Here is a 15,759-nt window from a genome sequence, read left to right on the forward strand (position 1 = left end):
TAAAGATAACCAGCTACAGCTCATTTTGTTTTGTAAGGGTGAATGAAAACTGTAAAAAAGTTCAGTATTATTTACTAACAACCAAAACCATAAATGTTCCGGGTATCATCTTAGGCCATTGGCCTTTTGGCGTATTAGCTTCAAATTCAGCTGTGGGCAAATACAGTGTATGTGTTGATTCATCTATGGTTATCGTTCTCGCACCTTTCTTTGTTGGCACGTTTTCAACTACTGAAAAATCATTGGCAGATTTTTCTTTTATGACGGTTATAGTTCCTTCCTGGCCATTTGCAGTAAAAATTGTTTTAGAGGCGTTGTCAAATGCAACACCATCACAGCCTTCGCCAATAGGAATTTTACTGACTACGTTTCCCGATGTTGCATCAAGTATTACCAGTAATTTATCGCATCCGGCAAATAATCTTTTAGATGTTGCATCATATACCAACCCGGTGGGTTCTTCTCCCCCATCCAACGGCCATGTGCTGATCATCTTCATTGTTTTAAGATCTACTAAAGCAATCTCATTTTTGTCTTCAATGTTCACAAACAATTTTCCATTACCATCACTCACGGCTGTTTCAGGTTTACCTCCAACAGCTATGGTAGCAGCAAGTTTATTTGTTTGCGGATCAATCAGCGAAAGATCATTGCTGCGTCCGTTACAGGTAATGATCATTTTACTGAATGGCTCAAACATAATGGCATCGGGGTTTGTACCGGTCTTTACAGAATCGAGTATTTTATTTGTTTCTAGATCAAATACAAATACATTGTTTAATCTGCCATTGCTGGTATAACCTCTTCCAAGTGCATCATCAAAAGCAATTCCATGTATTCCTGTTGTGCCGGGAATTACGCCCAGTGAAACTCCTGTTTTTTTATCAAGAATATTCACCTGTGTTCCGTGAGACACATACAACCTTTCTACATGTACAGCAATATAATCCCATCCCCCACCACTTTTAATGTGAAATGTATTTACAATTTTATAACCGCTTTGTGCATTTGTTTGTCCAGCAAAAAATAATACCGCAATTACAAATAAATATTTTCTCATGAGTTGTTTAGTTTAATCTTTTTTTTCTATTAAAAATTTACCGCTCATATCAAACAGCAGGTCCTTACCCTTCACTTCTGCCTCATACATGTCTCCTTTAGGTGTCTTTAACATAGCCGCTTCTTTAATGATTGAACCTTTATAGTATTCCTTCACGTAAGAACGTACAGATGCAGGCAGGTCTTTTGCAGCAATATCGGTTTCTGTTTCCATCCATGTGCCTTTTACATCAAACGTTGCAGACATTGATTTACCATCTTTAGTAAAGTTAGCTTCATAGTTGCCATCTTCCTTCTCCCATTTCTTTACGGTAACACCCGGGAAATTCTTCTTAAATGCTTCCTGCACTGCAGCAGGCGTTTCTTTTTGTGCGTAGCAACCAAACGTTGTTATTGTTGCAAGCATAAACAATAGCGTTTTCATTTTATCCGGTTTTACAGCGAACTTAGAAGGCAATTTTGAAGATAATTTGTAGTTGTCTCTTCTGTGATTTTAAGTAAGTATCAGGCTTGTCTGTTGGTTAGGGTTCAAACCGATAAAAGCTGATATATTTGACCATTCAATCATTGCTATATGTTCAAATATTCATTACATAGTATCTTGTTTACTGCTATCTTATCATTAACATCATTAACTGTAACCGCGCAAAAAGTAAAGGAGCCTAAAACTGATACAAACTGGGTAAAGCCTTATCCCCCATTTCGCATTGCAGGAAATTTATATTATGTAGGCACTTACGATCTTGCGTGTTATCTCATTACAACCGCACAGGGAAATATATTGATCAACACAGGTATCGCATCTTCCGGATCACAAATAAAAGAGAATATTGAAACCTTAGGCTTTAAGTTTTCTGATACTAAAATACTTTTAACAACACAGGCGCATTATGATCATATGGGTGCAATGGCTGCCATTAAAAAATTAACAGGCGCACAACTAATGGTTGATGAAAAAGATGCGGATGTATTGGCAACCGGTGGCAGCTCAGATTATGCATTGGGTAAGTATGGCACCACATTCCAACCTGTCATACCTAACCGGTTACTACACAATAATGATACTATTCAATTAGGCAATATGCAACTTGTTATGTTGCATCATCCCGGTCATACAAAAGGTTCCTGTAGTTTTTTGTTTACTGTAAAAGATGATCAACACTCTTATAAAGTGCTTATCGCCAATATGCCAACCATCGTTACAGAAAAAAAATTTGGAGATATATCAGCCTATCCAGAAATAGCGGACGATTATGCTTATACATTGCAGGCCATGAAAAATATTTCTTTTGATATATGGCTTGCATCGCATGCCAGCCAGTTTAACCTACACGATAAACATAAGCCTGATGATGTATATAACCCTGCAGCTTTTATAGACCAGCAAGGTTATAATGCCGCATTAGATGACCTGCAAAAACAGTACAATGAGAAGATAAAGCAATTGTAAGCTGAATAATTATTTATCAATAGTACAAGTGAGTGACACAACAAAGATGCCATGGAAAAACAATTGCCGGTAAACAAATGAATTGCATTACCGGCATTACTAACTTAAATTAATTTTTAAACTTCCTGATCAGCAGGTTTATAACTATTGTTGAATAAACAATTCAATCAGGGATATAAAAGTATGTATCTGACAGTAGTAGTAATGGCATCGCTTATTGTGTCACTCACTTGTACGTTCTGTTTTCAAAGCAGCAACTAAAACAGGAGCCTATTTATTCAGGTTTTGATGAAAAAAAAATTATCACAAATTATAAACTATGCCAATTTTATTGCCACTAAATATTACCGTACTCTTTTCTAAAAAGCCCCGGAATTTATTGCCGTTTGTTCTTTGCGCACTATACATTGTTGCATCGAATAATAATAGGAAAACACCTTGCATAATAACAGATGAGCCATAACCTTTAAGTTGCGCATTGTTATGACTATTACCACGGGCATTAAGAAATATTCCGCTTCCTATATAAACAAAATCAAGCCCGCCATTAATAAGGAATGTTTTCTCGATGCTTTGTTGTGCCTGAATATTTTCAGCTACACCGGGTTGCTTGCTAAGATTTCTTTTTGCACCAGTTAACCCCAGCACCGCAATCCCGGCATTTGCAGCACCCCACAAGGTATTCATCTGGTGAAAGTATTTATCAGATCCGCCATCATTGCCTGCCCATCCCGCAGCACCCACACCTAAGTTTACTATACCCCAGCTTCCCAAAACTTTCATCCCTGTAAGCGTTATATGATTGCGGCTGTAATTGAAATTTTTTAAACTGTCCTGTGCATGAACCTGTACATACAGCAGTATCAATAATAAGGTGAATAATTGTTTCATCAATTAAGGATGTGTTGTTCAAAACTACGAATAATTGATGCGAATAATTATCTCCTATTTGCACCAGTATTGCTGATTTATTTATTTCCAGTTTACTGATCACCCCTTTACCTGTAAGGGATTTTGCCAGAGTATTTAATATTATATTCGGGAAAATTACATTACTTTTTTGCACCTGTAATAATGGAATACCATTATAGTTAAAGTCATTAGCTTATTTATTATATTATTTTTGACTTCATTTTATAAAAGCTTTACTATGAAAAGAGAAAATTTAATAGATGAAGCAATGGCATTAACTCCGGCTATCCGATATGTAGCAACCTACATTAATGGTGATCTTCTTTTGAAAGAACGAAGCGGTATCATTGGCAACAGTTCATCCGAATCGGATAAATATGAGGAATTAATTGTAAACCCTGCATTACTGAAACTTACTACACAGCGTGGCAATATTGATTGTGGTGGATTAAACTATATCATTATCCGTTATAATAATTTTTTTGTGATGCTCTTTCCTGTAGAAGGCGGGCATGTCAATTTTGGTTTTGAACCAGACGCTAATCCGTTTAATTGGATCGGACCAATCAGCTCCCTGCTTGGAAAGCATTAGATGCTTTATGATGATAAATATGCCAACAAAATTGCATCACTTTTGATTAACAGTGCATTTCAGAATAAAGCTCCTTCAGGTAAAAACCAGACATTGCATTGCACTTTTATAATCAAAATTATCTTATCAGCACTACACTTCCACTATGGTTTATCACACCACACGATACTTTTGCTTTTATTTGGTAAACATAAGAACCAGTTGGTTGACGAACGCCTTTATAGGTGCCATCCCAGCAATCAGAAGCGTTGTTGGTGTGAAAAATCAAAGTGCCTTCCCTATTATAAATATTAAATTGAAGACTCATTAACGGCCCCCATGTACGCAGTCCAAAACAATCGTTGTTGCCATCATTATTTGGTGTAAATGCAGTGGGTAATTTATAACCATTTTCTACAGATGCTTTAAAAACAAATACTGTTACAGAATCTGTACTTATACAACCGCCGGAGTTTGTAACTTTTACATGATATGTAGTAGTCTGCATAGGAAATGCTACAGGGGTTGCAGTAGTTGCATCTGATAAAGTATTTTCAGGAGACCACCGATAATTTACTCCACCCTCAGCTTTTAACGTTGCAGTTGATAATATGCAGTCAACATCATTAGATTTTGAAATATTGATCGATGCCGGAGAACTGATATTTACTGTTGCATAAGCCGTATCTGTTATGCCGCAATTTGCATCAGTTGCCAATACCTTATATGTAGTGGTAATTAAAGGAGCTACAGTAAAAGTAGTGTCGCCCTTTTCCAATGACAGATCAATAGGAAACCATTGATATACATCACCTCCGGTTGCTTTAAGTGTGACTGCGGTACCGGGGCAAACAGTTACGAAAGCTGGTTCAATAGCAGCAGGCGCTTTTCTTTTTACGTCTACATGAACAGTATCAGTTGCAGTGCAACCATATTGATTAAATGCTTTCACATAGTAATCAGTAGTAACCGCAGGTGTCGCAACCGGGCTGGCACTTGAGGCATCATCAAGGTTCAGTGATGGCATCCATTTATAAGAAATAGCTGTTGGAGAAATAGCGGCGAGAGATACTTTAGCGCCAGGGCATACTAATGTGTCCAATGTGCCTGCAGCTACTGCAGGAGACGGATTAACATATATACTTATTGAATCTGAATCTGTACAACCATTTGTTGCTGTTACAGTAACAAAATACTTTATTGATTTTTCCGGAGTAGCCATAGCTCCTCCTCCGGAAATATTTGAAAGGTAATCATTGGGGCTCCATGCGTAACTTACACCAGCTGTAGACATGGTAGCAAGTGCAATCTGAGAGCCTGCACAAATAGTAGTACTATCCATAGTAATTACAAAGGGTGCTGGCTTAACATTAACGCGCACAGAATCGGTGCCCCTACACCCGTTATTATCTGTTACATGTATAGTGTATAATGTTGTGTCAAATGGCCTGGCAACAGGGTTACTGATTGTTGAATCTGAAAGTGTAATTGCAGGAGACCATGAATATGTTTTTAAATTTGCACCCCGTACAAATAACTGAGTAGTATTTCCTGTACAAACAGTTGTTGCAGCATTATGCTCCCACTCCATTTTTGCATACATACTGATTTTTATGGAATCTCTGTTTATGCAGCTATTAATATCTTTTACCTGCACTTTATAGCTTCCCGAACTGGCAACATTAAATGTTTGTGCAGTAGTGCCATCCTGCCATACATACGTTGCACCCGGATTACCTGCGTTTAATAGTAAATTCTGTGAGCAGACAGTAGTATCATTTCCAAGGTATACAACAGGCAATGCATTTTCGGTTACGTAAATGCTATCACGCACGACACATCCGTAATGATCTGTTTCTATCCAGTAATTGCCTGGTTCTTTTATAACAATGAAATTGGTAATTGCTCCATTACTCCACAAATAACTATCACTGGTAAAATCAGTTTTGATCAGTAAACTATCTCCTTTACAAAAAGATGTATCAAATAATATCTTTCCTGCCGGTGATGCAACTACGATGATAGTTTTGGTTAAAATAGTTTCCGTTGAAAGGCCTTTATCCGCGATGAGGTCTATATTATAAACACCGGGTGCTCTGTAAGTAAAAGGTAAAGGAAGAGTGTCTGATGAAGTATAAATATTTGTTGAATCATTTACACCTGATATACCAAAATTCCAGAAACAAATTGTGGCACCTGTTGTCTTATTGATAATTGGTACCGGTGTGTTAACACAAATTGTATCGGGTATTTCAAAATTTGCATGTACCGCAGGCGCGCTGTCGCATTTAACACTACATAAAACAATAGCATTTAAAGACGTTGCTTTTTTAGTGAAATCAGCGCCAATATTTTTAAAAACAACATCGCTAATTGCTGTCCAGTTAAAAGGACTTTCTGTAAAGGAATGTGTCTGCACAGATAAGTTTGCCGTATCAGTTTTACAGGTTGATTCCATAACACCACTTGAATCAAACCCGATAATAAACATTTCATTATTTGCTCCTCTCCTGTCCGAACCAACAGAAATTATTTTGTTGCCTATCAGCCTCAATGCTGTTAATTTTCTGTCTGATCCTCCTACTAATTTTTTTGCAAATACAACACTTGCATCTTCTCTTACACTAAAAATAAATCCATTACTCAGGCTTTGCATACCAGAACAGGCAATAAAACCGCCATTATTCATATATTGAAAACCAGTAAAGTTATTATTGGCATAGTCAGGTAAAACAAGTTTATAGGTGGTGGTAATATTAAGTTCATCATCCAATCTCAATACAATCTGTTGCATTTTGGAAGGCTGTGTTCTATCTGTAAGATGTCCACTAACCCAAAACCCGCCATTGGCAATATCTTTTGATATATAAGGACTGGATAATCCCCCGGTTAGTGGATGAAGCTTTACTGCTTTTATAAATTGCCCATTCCCTTTGTTAAGCTCCGTAATAATACCATCTGCGTCTGCGCCTGATTGTTGTATATCCGCAGTAACCATTAAACTGGTACCATTATCTGTTACACCTATTCCATTTGCTTTAAAGCCACAATCAAAACTTTTGCTCCATACAATGTTAGCGGCCTGGTTAAGTTTTATAACAGCCATATGAGCATTTAGTCCAGAGCTGTTAGTAGCCCCTGCAAGGGCATACCCACCGCCACTTGTTTCAATAATATCCATTCCAAGGTCGCCATTGATCGCATTTGAACCAAACCTCCTAAGCCATAACAAGGTACCGTCCTCATTTATCTTCATACACATAATATCACCCTTGGCATTAGAGAAGGAACCCGTAGATCCGGCAATCAGTAAACCGTTATCTGTTGTTCTGCTTGCTTTACGCACAACTTCTGTACCGGCCCCACCATATGTTCTGCTCCATAAGATTGCTCCTCCTGCGCTCATTTTGGTTACCAATATATTCTTTCCGGTAGCATCTTCAACGGTAGTACCTATTACAAAGAAATTACTGTTACCGGCATCAACAATATCATATGCTTCAGCGTCGCCATTAGTACCTAATGCATATTTGAACTCCTTGTAACATTGGGCGTTAGAAACAAGCAGTGGAGATAAAAAAAGAACGGTAATAAAAAACCGTACTAAAACAATGGAGGATTTACTAGGACTCAAGGGTATGGAATTTAGGATTTACGGATGCTTTTCAAAAGCGAATGCAATATCGACAAATTATATAACAAATGGTGCTTTAACGTATTAAAATTCATTTAAGGACTTCATAAGCCCCCCAAAAAAAATATTTTGTTCCTGATGATAACTACCTGATTATATTGAATTAAGAATGCACAATAAATTTTTATTTTCAACTAGGTTATTTTAAATATGTACCCGGTTGTTCTACATAGATTATGCTTTCGTTGCGTCGCACACTTTTACTTTTGTAAGAGAACGCAGCAATACGATATATAAGGAGGGATAACGATCATTGTTCCAAACGTACAAGTGAGTAACACAACAGAAGATGCCACGAAGCGCTACTGTTTACAACCAAAAATTACTTCCTGCACAAATAAATAATTTCATTTTCTTTCAAACCAAATTTGAACCTGGTATTATGATCATAATGCGAAGGCCAGTTAACCACCTCAACTTTAAAACCTGCCTGCTGCAAACGATCTACATAATCTCTTCCGTAAATTCTTACATGATCTGGCTGACCAAAAAGTTCGAGTTGCTTTTTGGGGTCATTAATGGTTAAATCTTCAAATGTTGTTGCTCTCTCCTGGTGAACCGGCACATTGATGATAGCCCATCCATCCTGTTTCAACACGCGATGCATTTCACGCATGGCCTTACCATCGTTTGGTATATGTTCCAGCACATGACTACAGATGATCATATCAAAACTCTTGTCTTCAAATTTAAGATCGGTAAGATCCATAGCAATGGTCTTTACCGTATAATCATACGCATCAGGTTCGAGATCAATTGCCGTGTATTCAATGTGAGGCCTTGATAAAAAATACTGGCTGAATATTTTTTCCGGCGCAGCATGTAACAACTTTGTATGATTTTTAAATAACTCAGGGTTCTCTTTAAAGTAGAGCCATAAATTTCTATGTCTTTCAAGTGATCCGCATTTTGGACAAGCGGCATTAGCACGTTTCTGAATACCTGCAGGCAAAAATGTTATAAACTTAGAACCGCAACAAGGACACTCCACAGTATTACCTTTCATCGTAAAACGCAAGATCATTTTTTGCAATGATTTTGGATGGATTGTGCGTTTTAGTTTGCGAAGATTTTTATTCATCACTAAAATTGATGTATTACTGAATGCTCTAAAATAGGTAAATAAAGGAAATCAACCATTTGTTGTAATAGAATTCCGTCAATGAGATATGCTTAGGTATTTCACACAAACGTTTGAAAACAGTAATGCCGTTATAAATTCTTGCCAGGCCTCAGTCAAATATGTTTGATTTACTGAAGGCTGATACCCAAAAGCTGACAACTGCCTTAAATGTACAAGTGAGTGACACAACAGGCGATGCCCAATGATCTAAAGCCTGTAAACAAAAATTAAAAAGACAAAGATGTGTCGTCCGTTTCCTGGAGACTTAATATAGCATCGGATATATGATCAATAATATCTGTAGCAAGCATAGATACCTGTGCTATGTTTTTTATTGCAATATCAGCTGCAAGTCCATGTAGGTAAACACCTGTAAGTGCAGACTGCAGAGGGTCATAACCTTGTGCAAGTAAAGCCGAAAGCATGCCCGTTAGTACATCTCCGCTACCACCCTTTGCCATACCGGGGTTGCCTGTAGTATTAAACCATGCTTCGCCCTTTGAAGCTATCATTGTATGGTGTCCCTTCAGTACAATGGTGAAAGGGTATTGTATCGATAATGCCATCACTTTTTCAATACGTTCAAAATCATCTGCACACTTGCCAAATAACCTTTCGAATTCTTTAGGGTGAGGTGTAATGATTGAGCCTGCAGGAACATTATTCAACCAGCCTTCATTGGCAGCAATTATATTCAATGCATCTGCATCTATAACCATTGGTTTAGTAAACTGTGTAAGTGTTGCAGCAACTACTATCGCACTTTCATCATTTACACCAATACCCGGGCCAATACCTGCTGATTTATAAATTGAATGATCAATGTTTTCACTTCTGTCTATGCACATTGCTTCAGGCAATGCTGCATGCACAGCAGTGAAATAATTTTCATTTGTGTTTATTGTTACCAATCCTGCACCGCTTCTTAAACAAGCTTTGGCTGCAAGGATTGCAGCACCCATTTTTCCCTTGTTACCTGCAATCAACAAAGCATGGCCATAAGTTCCTTTATGTGCAAACGCGTTTCTTTGAATTAACTGTGTTGTTATTAATTGTTTTGTAACAAGTGTGTAAGTTTTTATAGTTTGTAAAAAAGAATTGATTAAACCTATATCTAAAACATGTACTTCTCCAAAACAGGGAGCATTTTCAGCTACAATAAAACAAAGTTTTAATGCCTGGAAAGTAAGTGTATATTTTGCTTTTATTACAATATTATCTTTTGAACTTTTATCTATAAACATGCCGCTTGGTACATCAATGGCTATAACAGTTACGCCGGCATTATTGATATGATCTACAAGTGCTGCACTTAATTCTTGTAATGGACGGTTAAGTCCACTCCCAAACAATGCGTCAATAACAAGATCTTTGTGCTTATCAATGACAGGAAAAAATTCTGCGGCTTGTATAAAATGAATAGCTGTAGTAAGCTGGTGTAGTTTGTGCAGGTTAGTTTGAAAATCATCGGTACCTTTTGCTCCAAACTCAAGTATATAAACTACAGGAGATAAACCTGCTTCAATGAGTTGCCTTGCAATTGCAAGACCGTCACCGCCGTTATTGCCTTTGCCACAGAAAATAAGTATTTGCTGATGTTTAAAATTATGTTCTATAATAAAATCAGTGCAACGCCTTGCTGCACGTTCCATCAGGTCAATTGAAGCGATAGGCTCATGTTCGATAGTATAAGCATCCCATTCATGTATCTGCTGTGGGGATAACAATTTCATAGTGACAATAAAATTACAGGAAGCAAATTAAAAGTCGGGATACTTTTTGTATAATACTGCGTAGTCAGGATACTTTACAGAGCTGGCTGGTAAAGTTGAATATTGATAAATTGTACAAGAGTGCGACGCAACGATGTTTATCAGCATTACAAAAGGTTGGCTCAAACATTTTGAGAGCAAAAATCTGAAATCCCTAATTAATTCACCATCTTATTAATGCACTGCCCCATGTATAGCCACTTCCAAATGCGGCAAGACAAACAAGATTACCCTCTTTTATTTTACCTTCCTGCCATGCTTCATACAATGCAATGGGTATGGAAGCCGCAGTGGTATTGCCATAGCGCTGAATGTTATTATACACCTGGTCGTCCCGTAACTGTAATTTATGCTGTACAAACTGGCTGATGCGCAGGTTAGCCTGGTGTGGTATAAGCATATTAATATCATTTGCTTTATAACCATTAGCCTGCAGTGCTTCCTGGATTACTTCCGGAAATTTTTCTACTGCTTTTTTGAATACAGACTGCCCATCCATGAATGGATAAAAATCATCCTGCCTGATACGATCCGGCGTAATAAACATATTACCATAAGGCTTAGCGGGCTGCTGTGGTTTTTTTTCTGCATTATAACAACCACCATGAAAGCCGGGGTTTATCATACTAAGTACTTCTGCTCCATTTCCATTGCTGTGCAGGTGTGTACTTAAAATACCCTGGCCTTGTTTTGATGCAGGCTGCAATACAACAGCGCCTGCACCATCACCAAATATTACAGAAACATTTCTTCCCTTATTGCTAAAATCAAGACCATATGAATGTACTTCTGCACCAACCAGTAAAACATTTTTATACATGCCGGTTTTAACAAACTGGTCTGCAATACTAAGACCATAAATAAATCCTGTACACTGGTTACGGATATCTAATGCTGCAATTTCCTTCATGTTCATCATGCGTTGCAACAACACACCGCAACCCGGAAAATAATAATCAGGGCTAAGCGTGGCAAAGACAATGAAGTCTATATCCTGTGCAGTAATACCTGCGTTCTCGATAGCAATTTTGGCGGCTTTAACGCCCATGATAGCAGATGTTTCTTCAAATCGTGTGGCATACCTGCGTTGCGTGATTCCTGTTCTTTCCAGTATCCATGCATCACTTGTATCCATCACCTGTGCAAGATCATTGTTGGTTACGACATTGGCGGGCACATACATACCAATACCGGCAATTTTTGTTTGGGTCATAATGCAGCAAAAGGAGTTTCTTTTATGAAGATAATAAAAATTTAAAGTATTAAAAGAGCAGGTTTTTCTGAGCCGGGCTTTTAATTTTTATAGCATCGCCTGTTGCGTCGCACGCTTGTACTGCATATTGCTAGGCAGCAACAAAGTATGTTAATGATATTCAGAAAATGTGATTGTATATTTGATACAGTTCGCAACAGTCAAACTATATACATGAACGTTAATCAGCAACTCATCACCAAATTTTATTCAGCCTTTCAAAATAAAGATTATAAGACCATGCAGGGTTGCTACGCAGATAATGCAACGTTCAATGATCCTGTATTTGAAAAATTGAATGCAGCAGAAGTAAGGGCAATGTGGGAAATGCTGATCACCAGAGGTAAAGATCTGCAATTAACATTTACTAATGTTGAAGCAAACGATACAACCGGCAGCGCCGAATGGATAGCAGCATACACATTCTCTGCCAGTGGCCATAAAGTTGTAAATAAAATAAAAGCCAACTTTGTTTTTGAAAATGGAAAAATAGTACAACATACAGACAGTTTTGATTTTTATACCTGGGCAAAGCAGGCATTAGGTTTTAAAGGTTTATTACTTGGCTGGACTTCTTTTTTGCATAATAAAGTAAAGCAGGGAGCAAGAACTAATTTGCTGAAGTTTATAGGTAAGTAATAATTTTTTATTGCTGAATAATTATCAATATGTACAAGTGAGTGACACAACGAAGATGCCATTATAACCATAGCCTGTTAGCAAAACATCAAATCAAAATTTTACATTCCAGGTAACGGCGGGAATAATGGGAAACAAAGAAACCTGTTTAGCAGTAACAGTCAGTGTTCCTTGTGTTGCGCTCCCCTGCTGATCAAAGTAGTAAAAATATGGGTTGGCCCTGCTGTATACATTATAAATACTAAATACCCAACTACCGGTGTATTTGCGCTTCTTTTTTTGTACGGGCGTATAAATAGCAGAGAAATCGAGACGATGATAAGGCTTCATGCGGTAAGCATTGATGCGGCTGTATTCCTGTGTTAATGTACCATCTACAAAATAAAAACGTTCGGGCAAAGAGATAGCATTACCGGTACCAAATACAAATACGGAAGATAATTTCCATTTGCTGCTTAACTCATACGTGCCAACTACGGAAAGGTCGTGACGACGATCATATTTACTGGGATATTTTTTTCCATCATTCAACTGCGGGAATCTTCTCCACGTCCATGAAATAGTATAACCAACCCAACCTGTAAGCCTGCCTTTTACTTTGTTTACAAAAAGTTCGGAGCCATAACTCCAGCCTTTACCAAATACAAAATCTTCTTCAGGATCTTTTAAAGTGTTTGGGGTGTAGCCTTCGCGATACTCTATCTGGTTCTGCATTGTTTTATAATAAAGTTCCAGCGAGGTTTCGAACATATTGTTGCTGAAATTCCTGAAATAACCTGCTGCGTATTGCCAGCCTATTTGCGGTTTTACACGATAAGTACTGGGTACCCAGATATCTGTTGGCAAAGTGCTTCCTGCGTTGCTTACAAGATGTATGTATTGCAGGTTACGTGTAATGCCTGCTTTAATGGAGCTGTAATCGTTAATCGCATAACGCATGGTAATGCGTGGTTCAAAACCGCCGTAAGATTTTACGGTCTGCCCACTTTTATAAGTGGTACTATCAAGTTTATTTCCATTTGCATCGGTTGTGTAGGCCGTATATTTCCCTACCTGCTGAAAACTGCTGTAACGTATGCCATAGTTGACTTTTATTTTCCTGCTTATATCCCAGTCATCCTGCAGATACAATGCATATTCATTGGCATATTTTCTCTGCACATTTGCTGGTTTGAATTCTACAGTATCCTGATTGCCGCTTACTACACTTGGCAGGAATGTATGAAAAGTATATTGTGCACCGAATTTGAGTTTATGTTCAGGCGTAGCAAAAAAATCAAAATCTGTTTTGGCATTCAGGTCTTTTATACCAGATGATAATTTTATATTGAAATCGTTTTGCTGCCCGTTAAAAGAAAAGCGGTAATCATTATACACCAGTGATGTATTGGCAAAAAGCTTTTTACTAAATATGTGATTCCATCTTAATGTAGCAGTAGAATTTCCCCAGGGAATACTTACTTTAAAAGAACGTTTGCCATTGTTGAAATCAAATTTATCTCTGCCAAAATAGCCACTAAGGTAAAGCCGGTCTTTTTCGGAGAATATATAATTCATTTTGGCATTTAAATCATAGAAATAATAACCGGAGCCATTAAAGCTGTTGTTCTTGCCAATGAACAATTTGGTGAACCCATCAATATATGTTCTGCGTGCAGAGATCATATACGATGCTTTATTTTTTTTCAAAGGTCCTTGTATGGCCAGCCTTGATGCGATCAATCCAATGCCTGCATCAACTTCTGTTTTATTCATGTTGCCATCTTTCATGGCAATGTCAATAACAGAAGAAAGCCTGCCGCCATATTGCGGTGGCATGCCACCTTTTATAAGCGATAAACTTTTTATTGCATCAGAATTGAATACAGAAAAGAAACCAAAGAGATGACCTGTATTATATACTACTGCATCATCTAATAAAATAAGATTTTGATCTGGACCACCACCCCGCACATAAAATCCTGAATTGCCTTCGCCTGCATTTCTTACACCGGGCAAAAGCTGTAATGATTTCAATATATCTACTTCACCAAGAAAAGCAGGCAATGCTTTAATGGTGCTAATATTAAGATCTACTTTACCCATTTGAGCACTCTTTACATTGCTTTCTCTTTTTTTACCGATAACCGTAACATTATTGAGATCAGTCAATCCCTGGGACATCAAAATGTTCACTGTTTTATTTTCATCGAAATTTATTGTTATAAGTTTAGGCTGATAGCCTACATAAGAGATCAATAATTCATAATTTCCTTTTGCCAGTGTTAATGAAAAGAAACCATATTGATTAGTGCTGGCGCCTCTGCCCTCTTCTTTTACAGAAATATTTGCGCCTATCAATGTCTCACCGGAAAGAGAGTCTTTTACATAACCATTCAATGTAAATTTTCCCTGTGCATCAGCGCACAATAAAAAGTTTAGCAATAAAAAGGTGAGGAACGATCTTTTCAGCATAGCATGCATTTAACAAAATAACCTTCCCAGTGTTCAATCACAGGAAGGTTATTTTTTATTCACAGGTCAACGTGTTTTTTATTTACTTACATAGTTAACTGAATCTTCAATACTGCCGCAATGCAACATGCCTGTCTTGTATTTCGGGTGTTTATTTCCGAAATAAGGATTTATAATTTCTGTTGTATTCGATAGCCAGTACCCTTCTTCCGTTTCATTAAAAGCCATCGGGCATTTATCATAATAAAGCACCTGCTGATCATATTTCACGGTGCGCAAAAGGTTAAATAAATTATCGCTCAGTGTATAGAAGGCATGTCTTTTTTCTTCAATAGATGTTTCGCCCACCAAACCCTTTGCTTCTGCGACTACCGAGCCCACAAAACTTTTTGCAGTTTGCACAATGGTTGAATCTGCTTTTAATTCATTCATTGGTATTTTATCTGCCATATCTATAAGTTTTGTTGCAGCAGCAGTTGCTTTAACCGTATCCCAATCAACCAATGCATCCTTTAATTCAAAATAACTGTTCAGCATGTCGTTGAACGGTTTATTAAATGCATCATTGTTCTTACTTTGTGCAAGTGGCTGTTGTTTGGGTACATCGGACTTTGCATCATCACCCCCTGCAAAAAATATAAAATAACCTGCCACTATAACTGCAGTTATACCAATCAATAATAAACCTTTCTTCATTATTATAAATTTGACTGCAAAATTATTGGATATATCGATGTGCTGCTAAATTTTATACCGGAGATGATTATTTTTTATGAAGCAAACAATTGTAGCGTTTTTCAACTTTAGTTGTGTCACTCACTTTTACGCCATAT

At 37.5% G+C, this 15,759-nt stretch carries 12 protein-coding genes; 3 read left to right on the forward strand and 9 right to left on the reverse strand.

Translation table 11 applies throughout. The features are described 5' to 3' along the window. Window positions 1–67 precede the first annotated feature (67 nt). Complete coding sequence (locus FRZ67_RS01590; protein WP_147187860.1) at window positions 68–1,060, reverse strand: YncE family protein; 993 nt, start codon at window positions 1,058–1,060, stop codon at window positions 68–70. A gap of 12 nt (window positions 1,061–1,072) precedes the next feature. Continuing rightward, the gene (locus FRZ67_RS01595; RefSeq protein ID WP_147187861.1) at window positions 1,073–1,483 is read right to left on the reverse strand and encodes a PepSY-like domain-containing protein; all 411 of its coding nucleotides are present in this window, start codon (window positions 1,481–1,483) and stop codon (window positions 1,073–1,075) included. A gap of 150 nt (window positions 1,484–1,633) precedes the next feature. Between FRZ67_RS01595 and bla the strand changes: the two genes are divergently transcribed. Further along, a complete protein-coding gene (gene bla / locus FRZ67_RS01600; protein ID WP_147187862.1) occupies window positions 1,634–2,509 on the forward strand; it encodes a subclass B3 metallo-beta-lactamase in 876 nt (291 codons plus the stop codon). Between the two features lie 303 nt (window positions 2,510–2,812). Here the strand turns inward: bla and FRZ67_RS01605 are convergent, their stop codons facing one another. After that, complete coding sequence (locus FRZ67_RS01605) at window positions 2,813–3,400, reverse strand: DUF6992 family protein (RefSeq protein ID WP_147187863.1); 588 nt, start codon at window positions 3,398–3,400, stop codon at window positions 2,813–2,815. A 259-nt stretch (window positions 3,401–3,659) separates the two neighbouring features. Here FRZ67_RS01605 and FRZ67_RS01610 point away from each other — a divergent pair, with 259 nt between their 5' ends. Next, window positions 3,660–4,013 (forward strand): hypothetical protein, encoded by a 354-nt coding sequence (locus tag FRZ67_RS01610; RefSeq protein WP_147187864.1) that lies wholly within the window; start codon window positions 3,660–3,662, stop codon window positions 4,011–4,013. A gap of 118 nt (window positions 4,014–4,131) precedes the next feature. Here the strand turns inward: FRZ67_RS01610 and FRZ67_RS01615 are convergent, their stop codons facing one another. The 4 genes from FRZ67_RS01615 to FRZ67_RS01630 form a co-directional block, all read right to left on the reverse strand. Next, a complete protein-coding gene (locus tag FRZ67_RS01615; protein ID WP_147187865.1) occupies window positions 4,132–7,626 on the reverse strand; it encodes a T9SS type B sorting domain-containing protein in 3,495 nt (1,164 codons plus the stop codon). 382 nt (window positions 7,627–8,008) lie between these two features. Beyond that, entirely contained in the window at window positions 8,009–8,767 is a 759-nt protein-coding gene (locus FRZ67_RS01620) for a class I SAM-dependent methyltransferase (RefSeq protein WP_147187866.1), read from the reverse strand. Between the two features lie 269 nt (window positions 8,768–9,036). After that, on the reverse strand, window positions 9,037–10,542 hold the full coding sequence (locus FRZ67_RS01625) for an NAD(P)H-hydrate dehydratase (RefSeq protein ID WP_147187867.1): 1,506 nt from the start codon (window positions 10,540–10,542) through the stop codon (window positions 9,037–9,039). A 202-nt stretch (window positions 10,543–10,744) separates the two neighbouring features. Then, the gene (locus FRZ67_RS01630; protein WP_147187868.1) at window positions 10,745–11,794 is read right to left on the reverse strand and encodes a 3-oxoacyl-ACP synthase III family protein; all 1,050 of its coding nucleotides are present in this window, start codon (window positions 11,792–11,794) and stop codon (window positions 10,745–10,747) included. Between the two features lie 213 nt (window positions 11,795–12,007). On the opposite strand from FRZ67_RS01630, the gene FRZ67_RS01635 reads away from it, so the two are divergent. Next, window positions 12,008–12,472, forward strand: coding sequence for a nuclear transport factor 2 family protein (locus tag FRZ67_RS01635; protein WP_147187869.1), 465 nt, complete (start codon window positions 12,008–12,010; stop codon window positions 12,470–12,472). Window positions 12,473–12,565: 93 nt separating this feature from the next. Here FRZ67_RS01635 and FRZ67_RS01640 read toward each other — a convergent pair whose 3' ends face one another. Both FRZ67_RS01640 and FRZ67_RS01645 read right to left on the reverse strand, forming a co-directional pair. Then, a complete protein-coding gene (locus FRZ67_RS01640) occupies window positions 12,566–14,926 on the reverse strand; it encodes a TonB-dependent receptor (RefSeq protein ID WP_147187870.1) in 2,361 nt (786 codons plus the stop codon). A gap of 78 nt (window positions 14,927–15,004) precedes the next feature. Continuing rightward, the gene (locus FRZ67_RS01645; protein WP_147187871.1) at window positions 15,005–15,622 is read right to left on the reverse strand and encodes a DUF3347 domain-containing protein; all 618 of its coding nucleotides are present in this window, start codon (window positions 15,620–15,622) and stop codon (window positions 15,005–15,007) included. Window positions 15,623–15,759 lie beyond the last annotated feature (137 nt).

Source organism: Panacibacter ginsenosidivorans, assembly GCF_007971225.1.
In the GTDB taxonomy this organism is placed as follows: Bacteria; Bacteroidota; Bacteroidia; order Chitinophagales; family Chitinophagaceae; genus Panacibacter; species Panacibacter ginsenosidivorans.

Coding starts and splice junctions, on each gene's coding strand:
- FRZ67_RS01635 (WP_147187869.1), top strand. CDS start 12,008: ATGAACGTTAATCAGCAACTCATCACCAAATTTTATTCAGCCTTTCAA.
- FRZ67_RS01630 (WP_147187868.1), bottom strand. CDS start 11,794: ATGACCCAAACAAAAATTGCCGGTATTGGTATGTATGTGCCCGCCAAT.
- FRZ67_RS01645 (WP_147187871.1), bottom strand. CDS start 15,622: ATGAAGAAAGGTTTATTATTGATTGGTATAACTGCAGTTATAGTGGCA.
- FRZ67_RS01605 (WP_147187863.1), bottom strand. CDS start 3,400: ATGAAACAATTATTCACCTTATTATTGATACTGCTGTATGTACAGGTT.
- bla (WP_147187862.1), top strand. CDS start 1,634: ATGTTCAAATATTCATTACATAGTATCTTGTTTACTGCTATCTTATCA.
- FRZ67_RS01610 (WP_147187864.1), top strand. CDS start 3,660: ATGAAAAGAGAAAATTTAATAGATGAAGCAATGGCATTAACTCCGGCT.
- FRZ67_RS01620 (WP_147187866.1), bottom strand. CDS start 8,767: ATGAATAAAAATCTTCGCAAACTAAAACGCACAATCCATCCAAAATCA.
- FRZ67_RS01625 (WP_147187867.1), bottom strand. CDS start 10,542: ATGAAATTGTTATCCCCACAGCAGATACATGAATGGGATGCTTATACT.
- FRZ67_RS01590 (WP_147187860.1), bottom strand. CDS start 1,060: ATGAGAAAATATTTATTTGTAATTGCGGTATTATTTTTTGCTGGACAA.
- FRZ67_RS01640 (WP_147187870.1), bottom strand. CDS start 14,926: ATGCTGAAAAGATCGTTCCTCACCTTTTTATTGCTAAACTTTTTATTG.
- FRZ67_RS01595 (WP_147187861.1), bottom strand. CDS start 1,483: ATGAAAACGCTATTGTTTATGCTTGCAACAATAACAACGTTTGGTTGC.